Here is a 19323-nt window from a genome sequence, read left to right as displayed (position 1 = left end):
AACTACTTTGTGAGCCGTGCCAAGGCCCGGACTCTGGTTTTGCACGCGTAGCGTTCCAAGAGTCAAAAACCGGAACGGTTTTTCGGCTCCCCCTAGTATCAGATATATCTTATTCAGTGCGCTCTTGCGCTCAATGAAACTACAACCCAAAGGGTTTTACGTTTCCCTTTGTATTTGAAATATCTGATTCAGCGCGGCTTTGCGCTCAATGAAACTCAAACCGGAACGGTTTTACGTTTCCCCTCTCGAATCTTTTCTTTATGCTACACTTAACTCATGCCTCCTAAACCTCCCCTCCTCCCCAAGCCCGATAAACTCACCTCCCTCGAGTTCATCTCACTCTCCGATGACTCATTTTTTGAGAATCTTGACCTCAGCGGTATCGATGCAATGGGAAGCGAGGCATCAGACGTTACCATTGAGTCCTCTCGCATCTCCCGTACTGAACTTACCGACTCCGCACTCATTGGACTAAAACTGACCGACGTTTTTCTTGAGAAAACAAACCTGCTCAATGCTGATATAGAAAAAGCGCGACTGCTTCGTGTGGAATTTCTTGGATCTCGACTTATGGGAACAAAGTTCACCACAAGTAATCTTGAGCACGTAACCTTCAAAGACTGCAGTCTCGACTATGCTTTATTCCGCTTTTCGAAACTCAAGCACGTCCGCTTCGAAAAATGCGTGCTCACTGATGCAGACTTTCAAGCTGCAGAACTTACCGATGTTTCCTTCGTTGATTGCTCACTAGAGAATGTTGAGTTCTCTCATGCCAAGCTAAAGGACATCGACTTTAGCGGCTCTAAACTCGATGGCATGCATGCAACCCCAGAGCAACTCCGTGGAGCTACGATTGATTTTTCTCAAGTTACGCATTTCATACAACTCCTTGGCATAAAGATAAAATAAAAAAACACGGCCTGCGCCGTATTTTTTATTAGATCTTTCCGACGAGCTTAATTCCTGGCTGGAGTGTCTCTGCTCCTGGCTCCCAGGCTGCAGGACAAACATTTCCACCGTGCTCACGAACAAACTTTGCAGCGCGAAGCTTGCGTAGTGTCTCCTTTGCAGAACGTCCAATTGAGTTATCATGAACCTCCATCGTACGGAGCACACCATCAGGATCAACGATAAAGGTACCACGAAGCGCCATTCCCTCCTCATGAATGTATACATCAAAAAGAAGAGCAAGTTCTCCTGTTGGGTCACCGATCATCGGGAACTGCACTTTCTTGATCGCTGGTGAGCTATCATGCCACGCCTTATGAGCGAATGCAGTGTCTGTAGATACTGAGAATACTTCTGCATTCTCCTTTGTAATTCCCTCATAGAGCTCTGCCATCTCCTCAAGTTCTGTTGGGCAGACAAAGGTGAAGTCTGCAGGATAGAACATGAAAATTGACCATTTCCCTGCTAGTGAGCTTGTTTCAATGGTGATAATATCATCTTTCTTTGGGTGGTATGCGTTCAGCTTCATTTCTGGGAGCTTTGCGCCGATGCGCATTGGTCCACAGTTTGTACAATCATTACAATCAGTCATATAATTTGAATTATTAGTTTAAATACAGTGTTCTTATTTTCTGTGCTGTATTTTATCTTCTACAAGTTTTCCATCTGCGAGCGTGATAATGCGATGACCCATGGCAGAATAGTCTGCCTCATGAGTAACCATCACAATTGTCTGCCCCTCTTTGTTCAAGTCAAGGAATGCCTGCAACACGTTCATACTCGTTTCAGTATCAAGATTTGCGGTCGGCTCATCTGCAAAAAGAATTTTTGGACCATGAGCAATTGCACGGGCAATAGAGACGCGTTGCTGTTGTCCGCCCGATAGTTGAGAAGGGAGATTATTCTTTCGGTCACTCATCTCGAGCCGCTTCAATGCGTGTAGTGCTTTTCGCTCCGCCTCCTCACCACGCTCCCCCAACATTAAGAGTGGAACCATAACGTTCTCAAGGGCAGTCAACGTCGGAAGTATAGCATAATCCTGAAAAATGTAACCAAGCGCCGAAAGGCGCATTTGTGTGCGCTGAGACTCAGTAAGCTCATCAGTATCAATGCCATCAATATGGATATGCCCCGAGGTTGGCTGGTCGAGGAGTCCGAGCTGATACAACAATGTCGATTTTCCTGAACCCGACTTTCCTGTAACCATCAGAAACTGTCCCTCAGGTACCTCAAATGAAACATTATTGACTGCCTTAATCTCCTGCTCGCCTGTTTTAAAGACCTTGAATAGATTTTCTACTTTGATCATATTAGCGGCCTAGAATAGCAGAAAGAGTATTCTGCTTAATAATAATTCGAGCGGGAATAAAACCAGCAATGAGTGTAGAGATAATGAGCACTCCTGCACGCAACGCGGCACCTGCAGCATCAGCAACAAGAATACCATCAGAGAATGGGAAATCGATTGGGTGTGTCGCAATGAATGGCTTGATAAAGAGAAAGACCGCTGCGATACCAAGACCTGATCCGATGATCGCATAGAACATCGCTTGCGCAACATACGAAATCTCGATTGCGCGTTCAGTAATACCTATTCCCTTTAGGATTCCGATATATCGTCTGCGTGTAATTGCATTCACGAAGATAACGATAAATATCGTGATAGATGATACTGCGAGACCAATAACTGAGAGGAGCGTACCGAGGACATCAAATGTATCTTTCATATCCTTCACTGTCTTAGGTATTGCATCCATCGAAACTTGTACACGTGCCCAAGCGCCAACTCCCGTATCAAGCATTTGCTGCACCGCAAGGCGCGCATTTGTACCAGGTTTTAAATGTATTGAGATTCGACTTGCGTTAAAGTCTGTCTGGTTCTGAATGCGCCTTACTTCTGAATCCACCATTGTAATCGCCATATCGAAATCAACCTTACTACGCATGACACCTTTCACGATGTACTCCTTTGAAACACCATTACTCGAAACGAGGATCTTTGAACCAAGTTCGACATTTTTCAGGTTCTTGAATGAGGGGTCATCAATTGGCGTATACTTCGCAAGCAAATTTTTACCCACAAGCACACTGTCGAGATCATTTGGTTCGAGGAACTTTCCCTCAATCATGCGATGATCGATATCGGAAAAGACTTTTTCATCGTTCGGATTGATACCCATAAGTGTCGCAGAGACCTTATCTCGTGTACTGCGAGGATCTATCGTCGCACGATAGTCTGACTCGACTTGAGCGCCACCAAAATAGCGCACAACATGATTTCGGTAACCAGGGAGATTGCGTGCTATCTCGATTATCTCCGGAGTATGCTGGATTGTAGATCTATCTGAAAGTGGCGAAATTTGTATATCGCCCGTCCCATATTTCACATGGGCATCAATTGCACCCTGGATAAGACCGACAAGAATTCCTCCCACAACAACAAGATTAAGGAACGTCAGCATCATGACAAAGACGATAAGTCCGGTTGTCCAAATATTCGATCGTCTCAAATCACGTATAGCGAGAAAACGGCCGACACGCATGTCGACCATTAATCGGTTAAAGATGTTCTTCTTTTTTGGCATGGATGCTGAAGATTACTGAATGCCCAAATCTGCTGCAACCTTATCTCCCGCGCTAAGCCCACTCATAATCTGGACATACCCGCCGTCACCACGAAGACCCGTAGTAATTGGACGCTCTTCTGTCTTCATATCCTCCTCACGCGTGATGAGATACACAAATTTGCCCGATGCATTTTCGTGAACAAAGCGTGATGGCAAAACAAGTGCACCGTCTACCTTTGCTGTCTGAACAACAATATCTGCCGTCATGCCAGGCTTGATGTTTTGCACATCGAGCACTGATGCTTTGATCTTGTAATTAACAATACCTGCATTGATTGTCGCACCGAGATTCACCTCTGAAACTGTACCTTGAAAGACCGCTGCCTTCCCAAGTGCTTCATAAGTAATGGAAACGGGCTGCCCCACTGAAAGTCCAACAATATCGCTTTCGTTCACGTTTGCTTCGATATAAAGGTTTCCAACGTCCTGCAGAGTAACCACTGGTACATTTGGAGAAACAAGATCACCGAGCTTTGTGTCTATCTTTGTAATCGTGCCATCAGCAGGTGCGCGAAGAATTGTCTTCTCAAGATCTGACTGCGCCGCCTCAACTGCCCCTTGCGCTGAAACAACATCTGCCTCCGCAGCAGAGATGTCCGCAGGCCTACTTGCTGCTTTGATTTGATCGAGCTTTGACTGGAGATTTCCAACAACTTCATCTCGGGTCACTAATGCTGCATTATACGCATTGAGATTTGCAGTGTAGTTCTTACCGTCTTTGTTTGGAATTCGGAGCACCCACTCATCGCTATACGCATAAGAGGTCACAGGGAATGAAATTGTCAGCCCTTTTGTGCCAAGCGGCTGTGAAAGATTGATTATAGGAAGTGTGCCTGATTCGATTCCGCGATAACGCAGGTCATACTGCGATCCCGAGAAGCTGAAATTATATGCTCCTTCTTCTTTGCCATTATATGACCCACTCACCGTTGGGTTGTATGCGGGATTCATGTCCGTTCGGGCTTCCTCAAGTACAAGATCATCCGACATAAGTTTTCGTAGAGCATTCGCAACAATGCGATCCTGCGTACGCTGCGCATTAAGCAGCGCATCTGACGCTGCCATGATATCGACAGAGCTCGCTCCCTCAACCACCTTCTGCAATCGAGCACGGGCACCCAAAAGCTGACCTCGTGCCTTCGTCACGCTGGCCTGCTCAGAGCTGTTTTGCAATGTAGCGATAATTGCACCCTTTTTCACTTTATCGCCAACTTTATAGTTTACCGCACTAACAATATCACCAGTCTGGAAAGAGAGGCCGAGATCAGTTGAGCTAATGACCTTACCGGAAGCCATAATAGTCTTCGCCAGATCTAATCGCTCCACCACGCCAACGTCAAGCACAACAGTCTGCTTTCGAGAGATGAAAATAACAGATATTACTGCAATAACGAGCAAAGCAATCAAAGTGTATATACCTTTCTTGTGCCCTTCCATGCTGGTTTTTAGCTTTGTGAAAATTTTATCTTTAAAGTCCTTCATCCTCACATCATATCATATACGTCGCTCATCTTGAAGTGGGTATTTATGCATAATTGAAGACAAAATACTTAACCATATGTTACACTTTCGATATGTCAGCTACCCCACATCTCGTCTCTATTATTGGACCAACAGCTACCGGAAAAAGTGATCTTGCGGTATTTCTCGCGGAGCAGTTTAACGGTGAGGTCGTGTCTGCAGATTCGAGACAAGTATTCAAAGGCCTCGACATCGGGTCTGGAAAGATTACACCCGAAGAAATGCATAGTATTCCCCATCACCTCCTCGATGTGGAAGACGTGCGTAATGAATTTACGGTTGCGCACTTTGCCAAAGCCGCTCGAGCTGCAATCGTTGATATTCAGTCCCGAGGAAAACTCCCAATCCTTTGTGGTGGATCAGGTTTCTGGGTTGATACCGTAACTCGAGGGCTCGTGATTCCTCAAGTTCCCCCAAACGAAACGTTGCGTAAAGTGCTTCATTCAAAAACCAATGATGCATTGTATAACCTTCTGCTTGAAAAGGACCCCGTCCGTGCTGCAACGATCGATAGGCACAACCCCCAGAGACTTGTGCGTGCACTAGAAATCGCAAACGCACTCGGCTCGGTCCCCGACAAGACATATATTGCACCACCTTACCCTGTACTTACCATCGGCATCACTGCAAGCAAAGAAATCATCGATGAGCGTATTGCACGGCGACTTGATGCGCGCATCAAAGAAGGAATGATTGATGAAGTACGCAAGCTCATGGACGCAGGTGTCCCCTCATCGCGTCTCTATGCACTCGGACTCGAATATCGTCATGTAAGCATGTATCTGGATGGGAAATATTTGAGCGAAAAAGCTATGCGTGACGCGCTACTTATGGATATCGTTCACTTCGCAAAGCGCCAAATGACGTGGTTCAAGCGTCACAAGGATATTGTGTGGATAGGGATCAAAGAGTTCGATAAGGCCCAATCAGCAGTAGCAGAATGGCTAAACAAATAATCCACTTCCACTTCAAAATCATCAGTGCTATGATGTGAGCATAACCTCATTTTTATGGATAATTCATCACAAAACGCAGAGCGAATCAACATGCCTCCACAGCGCCGCAACGGCAAGTTTCTTGCACTCGGATTTCTATTCCCTGTTATTCTTGGTGCATCACTCATCGGATCCGCATATATCGTCGCAAATACATTTCTCGGAATAAAGAAGCTCGACAACGTCATGTCAGTTTCTGGATCTGCAAAGCAGCGTGTCACCTCAGATTCTGCACGCTGGACAGGAAACTATTCTCGCCTCGTAACAAAAGATCAGATTAAGGATGGTTACGCGCAGATGAAGAAAGATGAAGATGTAGTTCGCGCCTTCCTCAATGCTCAAGGATTCCCTGACGCCGAAATCTCACCAATCACAATGGGTGAATGGATACGTAATGACAACTCAGGAATGCGTGACTATAACCTATCGCAATTCATCGAGGTACGTGGCAATGACGTCCTTAAGATAAAAGCACTCGCAAAGAGCAGCGAATCGCTTGCAAGCAATGGCGTGCTCTTCTCTTCAGGTCAAGTTGAATACTTCTACTCGAAGCTTCCTGAACTTCGTGTTTCTCTCCTTCCTGCCGCACTCAAGGATGCACGTGACCGTGCAAACGCTATCGCGCAAAATACTGGCGCAACGGTGGGCAACATTAAGACTGTTTCGATGGGTGTTGTTCAGGTGCTTTCAGCAGATTCAGTAGACGTTTCAGACTATGGTTCATATGACACTTCAAAGATCGACAAGGACGTCATGATCACTGTAAAGGCAGTCTTCCAGCTCAAGTAACACGAAACGGCTCCGGCCGTTTTTTGGTTGCAATATTTATCGTAGGTGCTACGCTAAATACAGACATCCAAGGAGGAGTTATGTCTGAAATCGCTCACTTCAAGTGCAATTGTGGCTGCGGCCAGAAGTTTCCCAAGGGTGAAGCTCGCGGCTGGCTCATTCTCGATCAGACACCGCCACCCAAACATGGCTACGACCTCAAGCTTGATGAAGTACTCCACTTTGCCTCAATCGAATGTCTGGCCAAGTGGTCGGCTACTGCGAAGGCAGAGCTCCCTGCCCTGCAGAATGGAGCCAAGCATATGCACCCACGTGGTGTCATCCGCACGAAGAACTGCGAAGGTTTCCACATCTAAACAAAACGGCTCCGGCCGTTTTTCGTTTGCTTTCTAAGGTAAAATACGGTACACTACCTGAACAAATACCCAATTCGGGCTTTTGATATATGTTGGGCCTATAGTTCAGCGGTAGAATTATGGTCTCCAAAACCATCGACAGGGGTTCGAATCCTCTTGGGCCCGCAACAGACAAAAATAACGCGAAAGCGTTATTTTTGTTTTCTGTTGCTTGACCCAAGAGGATTCGAAAGACGGAGCCGGGCACCGTCACCCGGCGCTGATTTCATCCAGCCAAAGGCTGTGATGAATCCAGCCGCGTGCACGGTCGGTGAGTCGGGGTCGAGAGTTCTTAGTTTTCTGAGAGCAGTGCGGAGCAGAAAACTTAGAAACTCGTGACCGAATCCATCTGATTCCAGCGTGCGAAGCACTCTATGACCGTGCGATGAAGGGACGAATCCTCTTTTCTTCCTATTTTGTGTGCGCAGTACTCCTTATAATCTCAAACCTGGCGTTTTACATTTCTTGTTGAATTTCTTACACAGCCAAATCCTCATCTATCCTAAAATATCTATTCAAAATTCCAATTTTCTCATCAAAATCTTCAATCTCTTCAGAATTTTTCTTGACCCCATGTATCGTAAAATATCCATTCTTTTGAGATGATGAAATCTTGGCTTTGTCTCGTATATCTTCCTTATTCCATTGGACTACAGAATAACCTACAAATTCCCTCTCTAGTTCTTCCTTTATTTTTGCCTCACTTTCACCACCATCTAGAACAACTGCGGCTTTTCTTATCCCTAAATCTTTAGCCAGGCGAAGAGCAAATTTAAACATATCTTTTCCTCTTACTCCATAACCAAATAAATTTATAGACTCATCAAGCTGTCCATCTGACATCAACAAGCCGACATCTTCTTGACCTTCAGTAAAGAGAAAATTGTCATGAAAAAATATTTCCTTAGCGACTACATCCATTAGGTATGGTTGTTGCCAGTTTGCTGCACTAACAAGAGTAGAGTAGTGCGAGTAATCTTTAAGAGTATATATCTTGGACTCCCTATCTTGCTCCTTTACAACCTTGTTAATCACGGCTCCGTTCTCCACCAATCCCCATGAAATAAAATATGGACTATGTGTAGAAATTATTATCTGCCGATTCCTGGAATGCTCAGCAAGAACTTTCATCAACCGTTTTTGTGCGAGAGGGTGAAGAGAAAGTTCCGGTTCATCAATAATTAAGGGTAAAGAAACTGTGCCAGTTTCGCTTATAGCACAATGAGCAATTATCCGCATGATTGAGAGCATTCCGTCTCCAGTAAAATTTATGCGATGTTCTGTACCATCTCCGGTAACGTATTTAATATAGTCAGAAGTATCATAGCCAACTGCATAATCAGTAAAATTTGGTACAACTCTCCTAAGCTGCAGTACAAATTCTTTCTTTTGTGTAGTATCACGTTCTATCTTAAGGAGCAAACTAGCCAGGTTTGAGTCAGTGGAAGTTTGTCGAATATTGGTCGTGGACGACCTTGTTTGACTATAATAGAACTGGGGTTCTAAACCATTTGAGTGACCCGCAACCTCAGACCACTGGCGCCTGGATGGAATAATATCAAATTTATCTGCAGCCTGTGATTGCGGAGTTGTAACCAGCTGACTTGAGTGAGCGCTAATCAATGTTGTTGTTCTTACGGGGTCTACCTCATTACCATTGTCATACCATGCGAATTTTGGAACACCTGATTTGCGTTTATCAAAATCGCTAATTCGCATCTTTTCGGTGATTTTCATACCTTCAATTAATGTTGTCTTTCCAGAATTGTTCTCACCAACAATATAGGTTATTCCTGAACCATTATGCACTCCATCGGGGATGGCAAATTTGAGAACCTGCATTGCCTGAAACGAGCGATAATTTTCAATTGTGAATTTTGAATACATAGTTCAATTTGATTAATACATAAAGTCTAACATAAATATATTTACTATCTAAACTGTCGAAGCTTGACATAGCAAGCGAACCACAAACCCTCCCCATTCGACTTTCTCCCCATTCCATGCAAAAATTTCCTCATGGAACTCCCTGCCCACCTCAAAGCCCTCTATCGCCACTGGCCCCTGCATTTGGCCTATTCAGAAATTTCTTCGGATCTTCCTACGGGTATTGATCTCGCACTTCTCTCCCAAATTGAATCGTTCACCCACGAACGCATCAACATCTGGAAGAAGAAGGTTTCTGGAGCACAACCTCCCTATACAACTGACCCCATCCTAGATAAATATCGCTTCTGCAATATCTTTCGTGAATTCGATCGTCAAACAATCGCATTTCATGAACTGCTCAATCCACTGCGCGATAACTTCCCCCTCTGGCTACTCAATATGTTTTACTTGCGCATGACCGCAAGTATTGAAACCCCAAAAGTAACGGGTCTTCTTTCTTATGATGCAGCCGAAAACGCAGAGTTTCTTAAGCGTCTCCTCTCCTCACCACGCCCGCGCTTTGGAACCCCATACATCTTTCCCGTCAGCACCATCATGCGCAGCAATACGCCAACTCGGGAAGAATTCATTGCATATCATCTCCCTGCAGTAATGAAGAGTGTCGCAAAGGAAATTGAGACATGGAATAAAGTATCAGTATTCGATGGAGTTAAGAAAATTACGCCGTTGTTTGGGTATAACATTAACTTCCTTTGGACTGAAGTGCTTATCGATGTTGCCTATCAATACCCTGAGCACATCAATCTCTTCGCGCAGTTTCCAATCGGCCCCGGCTCATTACCGACAATGAAGCACCTAGGAAATGCCAAGGATCCATCTTTGCTCGTTGTAGACCTCTCACAATATTCCCTCGATGTCGGTATAACTTTCAATGGAGAGCCTCTTCGCCTTTCTGCCGAAAACTGGGAAGGAATCGGCTGCGAATTCCGAAAGTACACAAATCTATCTCTTGGGAATGGTAGAAAAAGGCTCTATAAATGAATACACCTGAAATTCCTCTAATCCCCAAGAAAATCCTATATATGGCTAAACCCCCTTGCAATTTTCCGTATTTAGGGTAATATAGCACTACTTATGGCACAGGAGAATCTTATCGTATTGCGCAACAAGGGAACTGGCGAGGCCATTTTCACACGCAAGAACAAGAAGGGTGTGCAGCGCAAGCTCGAGCTTAAAAAGTTCAGCAAGAAGCTCCGTACCCGCGTCGTCTTCAAGGAGGCAAAGAAGTAATCCCACTAATGGGGTTATTTTTTTATTTACATTTGCTGAACTTTTACAAAGTTCCAAAAGAACGCCGCATCAGAAAAACCGCCAGAGGCGGTTTTTCTAAAACAAAAGATTTGAGATGCAATTCTGCTTGCTGGACCGGAGCCGACCGACGGAGCCGTATGTGTTATACGGTGACGAGGCGGCGATGGGAAGCAAGTAGAAGTGCGCTCAAATCTTTAGTTTTACGGTGGAGTGAAGTTTGATATGACGTAGTTATATCCCGTATTGATGTATCTCGAATCCGTTGCCCACGTCGTACCTTGTATATTCCCTGCTCCACTTTCAAGAGAGGCCATGAGCGCATATGTCTTTAGATCAGGATTGAATGACGGATTCGAGGGATTGATTGGGAAATTACAATAGAGATAGGAGTGCGGAAGTTCAGCAGTTGTAGAACTAAATAGTGGATCACGAGGTACGGTCGGGATATACTTCGTTGGCATCCATCCTCCAGGAGGATTAGATATTGATCCACAATATTCTGACCCAGGGGCAGCATATGCTGCCGGGAATTGGCCATTATCGATATTGTACATTTCGAACGCTATGCGAATCTGATTAAGATCAGCGACACGTCTTGCGTCCCTAGCCTTCTTGCGCGCAGAAGTAAGTGAGGCGAGTACGACAGATGACAATAGTCCGATGATAGAGATTACCACAAGTAATTCGATCAATGTAAAACCTCTTTTCGAACTGCAACTTGTTTGCATCATTAAATTGTAGAGTACTTGGGTGATTTGTCAAAACAAAAACCGCCGAAGCGGTTTTGTATTGTATCGCATCATAAAATATCTACACTAGCAAAAAACCGCAGAATTTGGATGAAATTTGTTTTGCTGGAGACGAACGAACTCGAAGGAGATGGGCTCGGTGCCCATTGACTGAGTCGTTCGTCGAAGCAAAACAAAGTTCGCCAAATTATACGGTTTCTATAATACAGTTATCGAAGCAATCGAATCCCCTTCGCGGAGTTTCATAATACGTACGCCTTGCGTACTACGTGACAGCACAGGAATATCTGCAAGCGGAGTACGAATGACCTGCGCATTGCGAGAAATTGCTATGAGCTCAGCCTCGAGATCAGGGACCACAATACCCATGACGATATTACCCGTCTTGTCGGTGACATTTGCAGTCTTGATTCCACTTCCACCACGACCCTGAGTTTTATACTCCTCAATTTCGGTCATCTTTCCATATCCATGCTCACTAATGACGAGGAGGTATGCCTTCTTGCCATAGACTTCGCGCACAACATCTGCAGTAACGAGTTCGTCTCCCTTCTTGATGGTCATACCCTTCACACCCGCTGCCGTGCGTCCCATTTCTCGGACATCATCATGGCTAAAGCGAATCGACTGACCTTCTGCAGTAACAAGGGAAACGTCATCCTTACCCTCAGTGAAACGACAAGCAAGAAGCTCATCGCCGTCATGGAGCGTAATCGCGATGAGTCCACTACGGCGTACATCACTGAATGCATCTGCTGCACACTTCTTCACCGTTCCTTGCTTGGTAACCATGAAGAGTGAAAGACCCTTGATCTCCTTCGCTTCACGCGGCATTGCAAGGATTGAAGTAACCTTCTCATCCGGACTGATTGTGAGGTAATTGACGATAGACTTACCACGCGTTGCACGTTTGCCTTCTGGAAGTTCGTACGCTTTGATCTGATAGACCTTACCCTTATTCGTAAAGAACAAGAGATCATTGTGCGTTGTACAGGAGAGGAAGATCTTAATGAAGTCTTCTTCCTTAGTCTCAAGATCGACAACCCCCACGCCACCACGCTTCTGTACGCGGTATTCTGAGGGATCCGTACGCTTGATATAGCCACCACTACTGAAGACCACAATGGTCTCATTATCTGGGATCATATCCTCAAGCGAAATATTCTTGACGCCACCCTTCACAATCTTCGTGCGACGAGCATCTCCGTATTTCTCTCGGATCTCAAGGAGTTCGTCCTTGATAACCTTCATCATCTTCTTCATTGAACCAAGGATAGACTCGAGCTCTGCAATGAGTGTCTGTACCGCCTTGAGCTCATCTTCAATCTTCTTGCGCTCAAGACCCGCGAGCTTCTGCAACTTCATTTCAAGAATTGCAGTAGCCTGTCGCTCAGAGAACTTAAATTGCTTCATCAAGTTCGCATGTGCGGTCGGTGTATCCTTCGACGCCTTGATTGTCTTGATGATCTCATCAATATGATCAAGTGCCTTCTTGAGTCCGAGCAAAATATGCTCACGATCCTTTGCCTTCGCAAGATCAAACTCCGTACGTCGACGGATAACCTCCTTACGGTGCTTAATGAACTCCTCAAGCATTCCCTTGAGTGAGAGTGTCTGTGGCTGACCGTTTACAAGCGCGACCATGTTGTAATGGAAGGTCGTTTCGAGGTCAGTATGCTTATAGATCTGATTGAGTACACTCTGCGGAGGAACACCTGCCTTAATGAAGATGACCACGCGGATATCACGAGTTGATTCGTCGCGAATATCACGGATACCTTCAATCTTCTTATCCTTCACAAGTTCAGCAATCTTCATGATCATATCTGCCTTGTTCACGCGATATGGAACTGAAGTAATCACGATCTCTGACTGGCCCGCCTTCGTCTCAATGATCTCAGCCTCGCCTCGACAAACAACTCCACCACGACCAGTTGCATATGCATGTGCAATATCTTGCTTATTGAAAGCAAGTCCTCCTACTGGGAAATCAGGACCCTTCACATACTCAAGCAAGTCCTCGAGTGTGAGTTCACCATTATCAATGAGTGCAATTGTTGCGTCGACAACTTCTCCAAGATTGTGTGGAGGGATGTTTGTTGCCATACCCACCGCGATACCAAGCGTTCCGTTGAGGAGGAGTGCTGGAACAGCAGCAGGCAAAACAGAAGGCTCCTTGCGCGAACCATCATAGTTCGGACGGAAATCTACTGTACCCTTATCGAGATCACGAAGCATCTCTCCCGCAAGCTTGCTCATCTTTGCCTCGGTATAACGCATTGCGGCAGCAGAGTCGCCGTCGATGGAACCGAAGTTACCTTGTCCGATCACAAATGGATAACGGAAAGTGAAGTCCTGCGCAGTCTTTACCATGGCTTCATAGACCGCAGTATCACCGTGTGGATGGTACTTTCCGAGTACATCTCCGACGATTGCTGCAGACTTCTTGAAACGCGCATTCGCAAAAAGGCCCATTCCATACATGGCGAAGAGGATACGACGATGCACTGGCTTGAGACCATCACGAATATCAGGAAGTGCACGAGAAACAATGACTGACATTGCGTAATTCAAATATGAGTCACGCATTTCTGTCGAAATGTTCGAAGCAACCACGCCAACATGTTCTGGCTTTGGAGCTGACGACTCAGGAATATTTTCTTTCTTTTTTGCCATAGTGATTTCTAATTAGTTTGGACTACTTTTCGTTACGGTTGTGCTTGAATCTTCGATTCCTGGAACAGCACCGATGTCGAGCTTATCAAGCATGGTTGCGGATGGTGTGCCCGACGCAGAGATGACCGCGCTATCAAGCACACCCGCATCCATATTTTTGAGTGCATCAACTGATGAGCCCAGGGTCTTCTTTCCTTCTTCAAATAACTTACCAACAGCCGCGAAAATCGTCACATCTTTAGTTTCTTCAGCCACCTGCTCAGAACTCTTAACTTCACTAAAATCCTTCGCACGCATATAAAACTGCGCGTAGCTCACTGCAAGCGTCGGAATCAGTGCAGCAACAATCGCAATGACATTCTTCGTATGTTGCGGCTTACTGCGTAAGTGTTTCAATAATGGATTTGAGTCGAGCATGACGATATTATTTATGGGCGAAATGCGGGATCAAGAATGATAACCTCACCTTCTTTACCCACGACATCTTTCTTCTTAATGGTGAGCTTATCGACAGGAAGCACTCCTTCTGCACTCATTTCCTTCTTGAAAGCAGCAAGATGCTTATCATCCCAAGCTACAGGAATAACTACTGCGGCATCAAGCTGCACAGCAACCTTCTCTGCATCAGCAGGACTAAGCAGGTCTCCTCCACCAATCGGTGCAAAAAGCACATCAACATTGCCAATCCCTTCGTACAACTCTGCAGTAAGTTCTGCAGAAGAGAGGGCTCCAAGAAAACAAAGGGTCAAATCTTCGATACGTACTGTGTAAATTGTATTGAGCAGCCCCTTCGGTCCAAATCCTTTCGGTGCAAGAAAACCAGAAATCGCAACATCGCGAATTTCATACTCTCCAGGACCAGAAACGACAAACGGCTTACGATCTCCATACTCGAGATTCTCAACTCCGTTCATATTTGGATCATTCGCTGAAATAAGTGCGATATCAGAACCAAAACGAAGCGGCTTAAAGTCACCGTCTTTACTAAAAGGGTTGATTGCTATCGTGAGATCTCCCTGTGTGATCTTCACGAAATGTCCGCCGTGATACGTAATAACCATGGCCACAGTATACCAGAAATGTATCTATTTTACACGGGAAATACATGCCATTTTTGCTATTTTTGTGGTGTAATTTCACACCCCAATATGCCTCCACCGTGACCGTTTTTGCATATTGACTTACCATCAAAGAAGTGTTCCTTAGTAACACCATGGTTACGTCACGTTATTATTAGTTAAGAAATCAGTGGAGGACATCATGGAACTCCAAGAGATTCGTTTTGAAAAAGTTGCGCTTTTGTTCATCCTACTTTGGGCATTGAGGTATTTCCTGCTCCCCCTTACGAAATTCACTTGTGGGGATCTATTTTCCTTTTGCAAGATAAGGGGCGCGAAGAATCAGGAGTTAAAGTTTTGCAAAAGCCGTGCGCGCTACTGGAAATGGAAATTGCGTTTCTTCACCCCGAGCGGTAGCCATGCAGATATTCTACTCACGATGGTTGAACTTGGTCACAAAAATTACCAACAGTTCAATGCGGTCACGGCTGCTCAAATCACCTGCAAACGATGTAAAGATCAAAAGGTGGGAATGACCGAACTGGACCGTGCGACTCGCGCATTCAAGAGTGCAGAAAATATCCGAAAGCAATGCTCTTTTTACTTGTCATTTGGTGGCTCTATATGAACACCATTTCCCCTCCACTTGTTGGAGGGTTTTTGCATTGACAAGAACGATAGCTCATATAGGCTTGTGTCAGACTTCAAATACAGGAGGCAGTCATGGGAGATGTTATTTCAATCCCAGCAATGCTCTTCATTCTTTTCATCGTCGGTGCCCTCGTCGGACTCATCATTAACACCGCGCGCAAAAAGCAAAAAGTTGCGAAACTCATCGAGGCGAACATTGCCTGCCTCCCCATCGAAGTGAAGCAATTTTATGACTCATGCCGCAGCAGAGATCAGTTCTGGATTCAAGAATATGGAACAACGCTTGATGCCATCGAGCTCACCGATCCCCTCGAAGTAGCAGTGGATGCGGGCTGGCGCGCAATGGATCGTGCAGCAGAATTCCTTACGCTACCCGACTTCAGTTCGAAGTTCGAAACGCAGCTACAGTTCGCAGACGCACTCCGAGAGGCCGAGAAGCAATTCGATATTGCCGACGTACTTGCGGAACAGTCCTCAACAGAATCGGAGGAATGATGAGCAGAGGCCTTATTCGAGTTCTCATCGCAGCACTCTGCGGAGGCGCCGACCTCCCCTCGCTCTCCATCCGCATTCGTCCGTTCGAGCTGCATCCGTACTTACCAGGGTGCAGTGTGCACAACCTGCGCCAGAACAAGCGTTCGCTCAAGCATCTGCCGCCCTGGCAAAAGAAAGCCCTTGCGCGCACGAAAGGTCGCCGCTAGGGCAACCATACAACGCACCCACCCGGGTGCGTTTTTTTGAATTTGAATTCTGATATTCTTTATTCCCCCATACCCTCATACCCTTATACCCTGCATTTGTATTCGCTCATTTTCTCCCTTTCCTTTTCCTAAATTTATGGTAGTATGCGCCTACAACATTTAGTACGTTTTCGGACTAATCCCTGTGTGCATTCTATAGAGTACGCAAGAAACCGAGAACGTTGTTGGCAGGATTCGTCCTGTAAAAACAAACAATGAATAATTCAGATTTCATCGTTGATGAGGGTGTCGTTATCGACCTCGCTCATCCGATGCATAAGGTGCTCGAAGCTACCGCAACTCGCCCACAGCTTGGTGATGTTGTCGATGGTAAGGTCATCTCAGCAGATAAGCGCTCAGTCGTTGTTGACCTCGGTCATCACGGTATCGGCCTTATCTACGGTCGTGAGTACATGAATGCTCGCGATCTTATCAAGCACATGGCAAAGGGCGACGCAATCTCCGCAAAGGTGGTTGAAGTCGAAAACGCAGATGGTTACACCGAGCTTTCTCTCAAGGAGGCACGTCAGTCACTCATCTGGGCAGAGGCAGAGGATCTTGTCCGCAAGAAGACACAGCTCGAGCTTACCATCAAGGAAGCAAACAAGGGCGGTCTCATCATTGACTGGCAGGGTATCATCGGTTTCCTCCCTGCGTCACAGCTTTCTGCAGACCACTATCCACGCGTAGAGGACGGCGACAAGGATCGCATCCTCGACGAACTCCGCAAGCTCGTTGATCAGAAGCTCGTCGTTACGATGATCGCTGCTGTACCAAAGGAGGGCAAGCTCATCTTCTCTGAGAAGGAGCAGGGCCACAAGGAGAAGGAGGAACTCGTTGGTAAGTATGCAGTAGGTCAAATCGTTGAGGGCGATGTCACTGGCATCGTAGACTTCGGCGCATTCATGAAGCTTGAGGATGGCCTCGAGGGTCTCATTCACATCTCTGAGATGGATTGGGGTCTCGTAGAGGATCCACGCAAGTTCTTCAAGGTTGGTGAGCACGTAAAGGCCCAGATCATTGAGATCAAGGACAATAAGGTGTCACTTTCAGTGAAGGCACTCAAGGAGAACCCATGGCGTACCGCAGAGGCAAAGTTCAAGAAGGGCGATACCGTTCGCGGTGTGGTCATCAAGTTCAACAAGTACGGTGCACTCGCTTCTATCGAGGAGGGTGTTGCAGGACTTGTCCATGTCTCTGAGTTCGGCAGCGAGGATAAGCTCAAGGCAGCACTTGAGCTCGGTAAGGTGTACCCATTCATCATTACCCTCTTTGAGCCAAAGGAGCAGCGCATGACGCTGTCATTCAGCAAGGCACAGGAAAAGAAGGCCTAAATAAAAACCGCTTCGGCGGTTTTTATTTTGTTACTTTACAGGGAGATGCAGAGTGCTAGTCTGGAATAAGCAAAGTGTATAAGGAGACGACATGTTCGTACCGAGCATTACAGTCAAAGTTCATTATGACATGAACAACATCAACGCGTGTTTCATTCAAACCAATGCTAAGCCCGAAGCGGTCGAAGAAGTTCTGTCCGCTTGGGTGCGCAATCAAATAGGCAAAGGCAAGGATGAACGTGAGCCTGCAATGAAGGAGATCTACGAAATTGTTATCGAGATCGACCTCAGCAATGACTCCTTCCGCACGACAGCAGACACCGGCAATGACAGCCTGACCCTGGGCATCATTTCACGAATGATCCTTCCCAGCCTCAGCGAACTTCGATGTATCGCGCAGGCTTCATAGCCTTAGCCTGAACCACAAAAACCGCTACGGCGGTTTTTCATATTCAGAATGCAGTAACTGTTAATTACTTTCATTTGCAATACCATTGCCATGGTATACTAATTGTATGAGACGAAAGAAGGGTTTTACATTAATTGAATTACTCGTTGTCATTTCAATCATCGGACTTCTCTCTTCAGTTGTACTGGCCGCACTCACAACAGCACGCATGAAGGCGCGCGACGCACGACGACTTGCAGATCTCGACCAAATCAAGATTGCACTTGAACTCTTTTATGATTCAAAAGGATATTACCCACAATCGGGATGCGGGTGGAATTGCAGTGGTTATCGCTATAGCTTTAATGCGACCTGGGCAGCATTTGCCACAGATACCGCTCCATACATCTCAAGGGTGCCCGTCGATCCACTCAATACTGCATGTGCAGTATGGTCTGGGCCTACCTGCTATTCCTATGCATACGGCAATGTCGGAACAACCTCAACCCCTCCGACGTATGACCTCATCACAAGACTCGAGACTCCCGGTGATACCCGTGCATGTCCCGCATATGCACATCGCTACGGAAAAGGAGCAGGCTTCATCGATAATCTCTGTGCATATGGGGTTGGTCTGTACAATGCAATGCCAAATTAACAGCTCAGTTGAGCTGTTTTTTGACTTCAAAAATTTTGTCGTATACTATCATCATGCAAATCACCATCAAACGTATTGATACTGCGCTTCCTATTCCCGAATACAAAACGAAAGGCGCAGCAGGCTTCGATCTCATGACACGTGAAGATATTGTTATTGCACCAAAGTGTATTGGCTACGCACCACTTAATATCATCATCGCAGTTCCCGAGGGACACATGCTTCTCCTTGCACCACGATCATCGCTCCACAAGAAAGGACTCGACCTCGCAAATAGTGTCGGGATTGTCGATCAAGATTTCCGCGGTGAGGCGGATGAGCTTCGAGCAGCACTCTACAATTTCAGTGACAATGAAGTAGTGCTTTCGCGCGGTGATCGCATCGTGCAAGGCATCGTCTCGCCGATTCATGTCGCTGAATTCGTAGAGGTGGAAATGATGGATGAGCCTTCGCGTGGTGGGTTCGGCTCGACAGGAGTGAGATAAAACAAAATTCAAGGGAGTAAGGGTATAAGAGAATGAGGGGATAAGGGAAAATCGCGAGCACCAACTGTGCTCATGAATTGTATTGCCTCATAACCTCATCCCCTTATA

21 protein-coding genes and 1 tRNA gene are annotated in these 19323 nt (G+C 46.0%); 13 read left to right on the top strand and 9 right to left on the bottom strand.

What is annotated here, in order from left to right; all coding sequences use genetic code 11:
- The first annotated feature begins 276 nt into the window (after window positions 1–276).
- A complete protein-coding gene (locus VJ579_03105) occupies window positions 277–909 on the top strand; it encodes a pentapeptide repeat-containing protein (protein HXK38030.1) in 633 nt (210 codons plus the stop codon).
- A 28-nt stretch (window positions 910–937) separates the two neighbouring features.
- Here the strand turns inward: VJ579_03105 and VJ579_03100 are convergent, their stop codons facing one another.
- Genes VJ579_03100 through VJ579_03085 form a run of 4 tightly spaced genes read right to left on the bottom strand, consistent with a single transcriptional unit; the run spans window position 938 to window position 5057 of the window.
- Entirely contained in the window at window positions 938–1540 is a 603-nt protein-coding gene (locus VJ579_03100; protein ID HXK38029.1) for a redoxin domain-containing protein, read from the bottom strand.
- Between the two features lie 33 nt (window positions 1541–1573).
- The gene (locus tag VJ579_03095; GenBank protein ID HXK38028.1) at window positions 1574–2257 is read right to left on the bottom strand and encodes an ABC transporter ATP-binding protein; all 684 of its coding nucleotides are present in this window, start codon (window positions 2255–2257) and stop codon (window positions 1574–1576) included.
- 1 nt (window position 2258) lies between these two features.
- Window positions 2259–3533, bottom strand: a complete 1275-nt coding sequence (locus tag VJ579_03090; GenBank protein HXK38027.1) for an FtsX-like permease family protein — start codon at window positions 3531–3533, stop codon at window positions 2259–2261.
- Window positions 3534–3545: 12 nt separating this feature from the next.
- Window positions 3546–5057 carry an efflux RND transporter periplasmic adaptor subunit gene (locus VJ579_03085; protein HXK38026.1) on the bottom strand — a complete coding sequence of 504 codons (1512 nt, stop codon included), beginning with the start codon at window positions 5055–5057 and terminating at the stop codon, window positions 3546–3548.
- Between the two features lie 92 nt (window positions 5058–5149).
- Here VJ579_03085 and miaA point away from each other — a divergent pair, with 92 nt between their 5' ends.
- The 4 genes from miaA (at window position 5150) to VJ579_03065 (ending at window position 7401) form a co-directional block, all read left to right on the top strand.
- A complete protein-coding gene (gene miaA / locus VJ579_03080) occupies window positions 5150–6052 on the top strand; it encodes a tRNA (adenosine(37)-N6)-dimethylallyltransferase MiaA (GenBank protein HXK38025.1) in 903 nt (300 codons plus the stop codon).
- 54 nt (window positions 6053–6106) lie between these two features.
- Entirely contained in the window at window positions 6107–6880 is a 774-nt protein-coding gene (locus tag VJ579_03075; GenBank protein HXK38024.1) for an SIMPL domain-containing protein, read from the top strand.
- Between the two features lie 80 nt (window positions 6881–6960).
- Window positions 6961–7236 (top strand): hypothetical protein, encoded by a 276-nt coding sequence (locus tag VJ579_03070; GenBank protein HXK38023.1) that lies wholly within the window; start codon window positions 6961–6963, stop codon window positions 7234–7236.
- Between the two features lie 94 nt (window positions 7237–7330).
- Window positions 7331–7401, top strand: a tRNA-Trp gene (locus tag VJ579_03065).
- A 351-nt stretch (window positions 7402–7752) separates the two neighbouring features.
- Here the strand turns inward: VJ579_03065 and VJ579_03060 are convergent.
- A complete protein-coding gene (locus tag VJ579_03060; GenBank protein HXK38022.1) occupies window positions 7753–9162 on the bottom strand; it encodes an AAA family ATPase in 1410 nt (469 codons plus the stop codon).
- A gap of 132 nt (window positions 9163–9294) precedes the next feature.
- Here VJ579_03060 and VJ579_03055 point away from each other — a divergent pair, with 132 nt between their 5' ends.
- Window positions 9295–10206 (top strand): nucleotide kinase domain-containing protein, encoded by a 912-nt coding sequence (locus tag VJ579_03055; protein HXK38021.1) that lies wholly within the window; start codon window positions 9295–9297, stop codon window positions 10204–10206.
- A 93-nt stretch (window positions 10207–10299) separates the two neighbouring features.
- Window positions 10300–10455, top strand: coding sequence for a 50S ribosomal protein L33 (gene rpmG / locus VJ579_03050; protein HXK38020.1), 156 nt, complete (start codon window positions 10300–10302; stop codon window positions 10453–10455).
- A gap of 221 nt (window positions 10456–10676) precedes the next feature.
- Here the strand turns inward: rpmG and VJ579_03045 are convergent, their stop codons facing one another.
- The 4 genes from VJ579_03045 to VJ579_03030 form a co-directional block, all read right to left on the bottom strand.
- Window positions 10677–11204, bottom strand: a complete 528-nt coding sequence (locus tag VJ579_03045; GenBank protein ID HXK38019.1) for a prepilin-type N-terminal cleavage/methylation domain-containing protein — start codon at window positions 11202–11204, stop codon at window positions 10677–10679.
- Window positions 11205–11423: 219 nt separating this feature from the next.
- Window positions 11424–13901, bottom strand: coding sequence for a DNA gyrase subunit A (gyrA, locus tag VJ579_03040; protein HXK38018.1), 2478 nt, complete (start codon window positions 13899–13901; stop codon window positions 11424–11426).
- Window positions 13902–13913: 12 nt separating this feature from the next.
- A complete protein-coding gene (locus VJ579_03035; protein ID HXK38017.1) occupies window positions 13914–14318 on the bottom strand; it encodes a hypothetical protein in 405 nt (134 codons plus the stop codon).
- Between the two features lie 11 nt (window positions 14319–14329).
- Window positions 14330–14962: an MBL fold metallo-hydrolase gene (locus tag VJ579_03030; GenBank protein HXK38016.1), complete on the bottom strand. Its 633-nt coding sequence runs from the start codon at window positions 14960–14962 to the stop codon at window positions 14330–14332.
- A 199-nt stretch (window positions 14963–15161) separates the two neighbouring features.
- Here VJ579_03030 and VJ579_03025 point away from each other — a divergent pair, with 199 nt between their 5' ends.
- From VJ579_03025 to dut, 6 genes are all read left to right on the top strand, one after another.
- Window positions 15162–15587 carry a hypothetical protein gene (locus VJ579_03025; protein HXK38015.1) on the top strand — a complete coding sequence of 142 codons (426 nt, stop codon included), beginning with the start codon at window positions 15162–15164 and terminating at the stop codon, window positions 15585–15587.
- A 95-nt stretch (window positions 15588–15682) separates the two neighbouring features.
- Entirely contained in the window at window positions 15683–16105 is a 423-nt protein-coding gene (locus VJ579_03020) for a hypothetical protein (GenBank protein ID HXK38014.1), read from the top strand.
- A gap of 460 nt (window positions 16106–16565) precedes the next feature.
- Window positions 16566–17684, top strand: a complete 1119-nt coding sequence (locus VJ579_03015; protein ID HXK38013.1) for a S1 RNA-binding domain-containing protein — start codon at window positions 16566–16568, stop codon at window positions 17682–17684.
- A gap of 91 nt (window positions 17685–17775) precedes the next feature.
- Complete coding sequence (locus VJ579_03010; GenBank protein ID HXK38012.1) at window positions 17776–18093, top strand: hypothetical protein; 318 nt, start codon at window positions 17776–17778, stop codon at window positions 18091–18093.
- 106 nt (window positions 18094–18199) lie between these two features.
- Window positions 18200–18730, top strand: coding sequence for a prepilin-type N-terminal cleavage/methylation domain-containing protein (locus VJ579_03005; GenBank protein ID HXK38011.1), 531 nt, complete (start codon window positions 18200–18202; stop codon window positions 18728–18730).
- Window positions 18731–18783: 53 nt separating this feature from the next.
- Window positions 18784–19215 carry a dUTP diphosphatase gene (gene dut / locus VJ579_03000; GenBank protein HXK38010.1) on the top strand — a complete coding sequence of 144 codons (432 nt, stop codon included), beginning with the start codon at window positions 18784–18786 and terminating at the stop codon, window positions 19213–19215.
- Window positions 19216–19323: the final 108 nt, after the last annotated feature.

The organism is Candidatus Paceibacterota bacterium (assembly GCA_035583355.1).
Lineage (GTDB): Bacteria > Patescibacteriota > Minisyncoccia > Phycocordibacterales > UBA6899 > JAJZQJ01.
This window is presented reverse-complemented; position numbering and strand designations above follow the sequence as displayed.

Coding starts and splice junctions, on each gene's coding strand:
- VJ579_03105 (HXK38030.1), top strand. CDS start 277: ATGCCTCCTAAACCTCCCCTCCTCCCCAAGCCCGATAAACTCACCTCC.
- VJ579_03100 (HXK38029.1), bottom strand. CDS start 1,540: ATGACTGATTGTAATGATTGTACAAACTGTGGACCAATGCGCATCGGC.
- VJ579_03095 (HXK38028.1), bottom strand. CDS start 2,257: ATGATCAAAGTAGAAAATCTATTCAAGGTCTTTAAAACAGGCGAGCAG.
- VJ579_03090 (HXK38027.1), bottom strand. CDS start 3,533: ATGCCAAAAAAGAAGAACATCTTTAACCGATTAATGGTCGACATGCGT.
- VJ579_03085 (HXK38026.1), bottom strand. CDS start 5,057: ATGAAGGACTTTAAAGATAAAATTTTCACAAAGCTAAAAACCAGCATG.
- miaA (HXK38025.1), top strand. CDS start 5,150: ATGTCAGCTACCCCACATCTCGTCTCTATTATTGGACCAACAGCTACC.
- VJ579_03075 (HXK38024.1), top strand. CDS start 6,107: ATGGATAATTCATCACAAAACGCAGAGCGAATCAACATGCCTCCACAG.
- VJ579_03070 (HXK38023.1), top strand. CDS start 6,961: ATGTCTGAAATCGCTCACTTCAAGTGCAATTGTGGCTGCGGCCAGAAG.
- VJ579_03060 (HXK38022.1), bottom strand. CDS start 9,162: ATGTATTCAAAATTCACAATTGAAAATTATCGCTCGTTTCAGGCAATG.
- VJ579_03055 (HXK38021.1), top strand. CDS start 9,295: ATGGAACTCCCTGCCCACCTCAAAGCCCTCTATCGCCACTGGCCCCTG.
- rpmG (HXK38020.1), top strand. CDS start 10,300: ATGGCACAGGAGAATCTTATCGTATTGCGCAACAAGGGAACTGGCGAG.
- VJ579_03045 (HXK38019.1), bottom strand. CDS start 11,204: ATGCAAACAAGTTGCAGTTCGAAAAGAGGTTTTACATTGATCGAATTA.
- gyrA (HXK38018.1), bottom strand. CDS start 13,901: ATGGCAAAAAAGAAAGAAAATATTCCTGAGTCGTCAGCTCCAAAGCCA.
- VJ579_03035 (HXK38017.1), bottom strand. CDS start 14,318: ATGCTCGACTCAAATCCATTATTGAAACACTTACGCAGTAAGCCGCAA.
- VJ579_03030 (HXK38016.1), bottom strand. CDS start 14,962: ATGGTTATTACGTATCACGGCGGACATTTCGTGAAGATCACACAGGGA.
- VJ579_03025 (HXK38015.1), top strand. CDS start 15,162: ATGGAACTCCAAGAGATTCGTTTTGAAAAAGTTGCGCTTTTGTTCATC.
- VJ579_03020 (HXK38014.1), top strand. CDS start 15,683: ATGGGAGATGTTATTTCAATCCCAGCAATGCTCTTCATTCTTTTCATC.
- VJ579_03015 (HXK38013.1), top strand. CDS start 16,566: ATGAATAATTCAGATTTCATCGTTGATGAGGGTGTCGTTATCGACCTC.
- VJ579_03010 (HXK38012.1), top strand. CDS start 17,776: ATGTTCGTACCGAGCATTACAGTCAAAGTTCATTATGACATGAACAAC.
- VJ579_03005 (HXK38011.1), top strand. CDS start 18,200: ATGAGACGAAAGAAGGGTTTTACATTAATTGAATTACTCGTTGTCATT.
- dut (HXK38010.1), top strand. CDS start 18,784: ATGCAAATCACCATCAAACGTATTGATACTGCGCTTCCTATTCCCGAA.